Here is a 2,291-nt window from a genome sequence, read left to right on the forward strand (position 1 = left end):
CTATTTATTTTTGAAATAAATAGTTTAGTTTTATTTGAAAATTATAAATTAAATTGGTTTAGATATTAATTATCTTTAATTTTCATCAGTAAATACTTTTAATTGAGCCCCTAGTTTAATTTCACCGTCTTTATTTAAATAATTACTATTTACATCCCAAAGTCCTTGATTTTCCATTTTTACTTGATTAATTTTAAAATTAATTTCTAATTTGATTGTATCACTTTGTTCATATTGTTTCTTAAATTTTTCAAATAATTTAGGATCTGCTTTTAATTGAGCTTCTGTAATTAAGTCTGTTTCGCCTGGTATAACTTTTGGTCCTTTTAATAAAAGTGTTTTACCTAAGTTTAAGTCATTTGTATCTTTTTTATTCTCTAATGGTTTATCATCGGATGATAACCATTGAATAGATTCTATTTCTAACCATTGTTCATTAGAAGAAGCAGAATCTATTGAAGCATTTGTTGACTGATCATTGGTTTTGTTAATAAAATATTGTTGCATATCTTTTAAATTAACAAATAAATCTTTTTTAGCACGAATATTTTCGTTTAATTTTATTTCATAAACTTTTTTAACTTTACCTTGATTTGCTAATACCGGGTAATCAGATACAAATAAAAAAGTATTATTGGTGGTTGGCATAATATTATTTCCACTATTTTCCCATAGTACTTTTGAATCACTTAATTCTACTAATTCTCTTACAGTAAAATCTTTTTTTAAGTCTTCTTCCGTTTTATCATCTGTTTGAAGTCTCTTATCTATTGTAAATGCTGATTGTATTATAACAGAATACTGTTTTAATACCACTGCACTAACTGTTATCAAAGTTATTAAAGGTAAAGTTAATAATAATATCATTGATATTTGTCTAATATTTAATAAATTCTTATTTTCTTCTCTCAACGCTTGATACTTCCTTTATTTATTTTATTTTTTAAAATTATTTTTTGCATTAATAAAATTCCAACTTCTTGCATCTGCAATTTCTTGTTTTTTATTATTAAAAACGAGTTCTAAATCTTGTCTAGTAATTTGTTCTGGTGGAATATTATCCTGTTTAAATCTTTGAATCGCTTTGATACTAGACAATCTTATTAAAGCTTCCATATCACGAAATGTTTGTAATTCAGGAAAATTTTCAATTTCCGGTGCTAGCTCATTAATTAAATAATCATTGGCCTCTTGAGATATTAAATTTTCTTTTTTTAATTTTGCAATAAATACTTTTTGAAAATATTCTTGACGACTTGTTAAATCTAAAGGTTTAACTTCTATTTTGTAATCAAAACGAGATAAAATAGCGTCATCAATATCTTCTAGATGATTAGTAGTTCCAATCCAAAAAACTTTATTAGAACGATTTTGATTATTAATCGAAGTAAAAGAATTTTTAAATTTAGTTACAATATTTTTGGTTGCTTGATTTTCGGCTTTAGTTAAATTACCCCAAGTATTTTCGCATTCATCAATACAAACAATAACTCTTTCCATTTCTTGTGTTTTTTTAAATAAAGCATCTACCATTTTAATTCCCTCTTTAGAATTATATTTTTGAAAATTAGTTCCATCGATTTCAATATAATTAAAATTAGTAGTTTTTGCTAAAGCTCTTGCAAGAGTAGTTTTCCCGGTTCCGGGAACTCCGTGAAAAATAACTCCTATTGGAGGTTTTTGTTGATAACGCTCTAAAGAAGGTGAATAAGTCATACAAGTATTTAAATCTCCTAATGCTGCTTTTTCTGTTTTTAAGCCAATTAATTGTTCTAAACTTTTTAAACTATCATAATTTGAATGATCAATTGTATATGTCAATTCATCTATTTTACTTTCATATTCAGTTAAATCATCACTGACATTTTCGCCTCCCATTTGTTGTACAATTTTTTTTATTTCGGTTTTTAAAACATTTTTAAATTCTTGAAAATTTTGATTAAAATTAGTAAAATTTTGATCATTTTTTTTATTTTCTTGTTGAATAGATTCTTTATATGGTTCAAAAATTCTCTCTATTTCTTCTAATGTATCATCGTGTAATTTTATTGATTGAGTTTTTGTTCTTGTTGAGTTTTTTTTAATAATTTCTAAAAATACTAATGTTTTTAATATATAAAAAAAAACGCCACAAGCAATAATTAACAATGATAAAAACAAAACAATATTATACATATTTAATTTTGATTTTTTTTTCAATAACAACCTATCTTTCTATCAATATAGTTTGATATTTTTATATTTTTTTACTCTAAATTCAAAAATTTTTAATTTATTTCTATAAAATTAAA

General features: G+C 23.7%; 2 protein-coding genes. Both read right to left on the minus strand.

From position 1 onward, the window contains the following. Positions 1-75 precede the first annotated feature (75 nt). Entirely contained in the window at positions 76-912 is an 837-nt protein-coding gene (locus RI76_RS02035) for a hypothetical protein (RefSeq protein ID WP_017192480.1), read from the minus strand. Between the two features lie 24 nt (positions 913-936). Beyond that, complete coding sequence (locus RI76_RS02040; protein WP_017192481.1) at positions 937-2,199, minus strand: AAA family ATPase; 1,263 nt, start codon at positions 2,197-2,199, stop codon at positions 937-939. Between the last annotated feature and the right edge of the window lie 92 nt (positions 2,200-2,291).

This window comes from Milkweed yellows phytoplasma str. MW1, from assembly GCF_000309485.1.
Classification (GTDB): domain Bacteria; phylum Bacillota_I; class Bacilli_A; order Acholeplasmatales; family Acholeplasmataceae; genus Phytoplasma.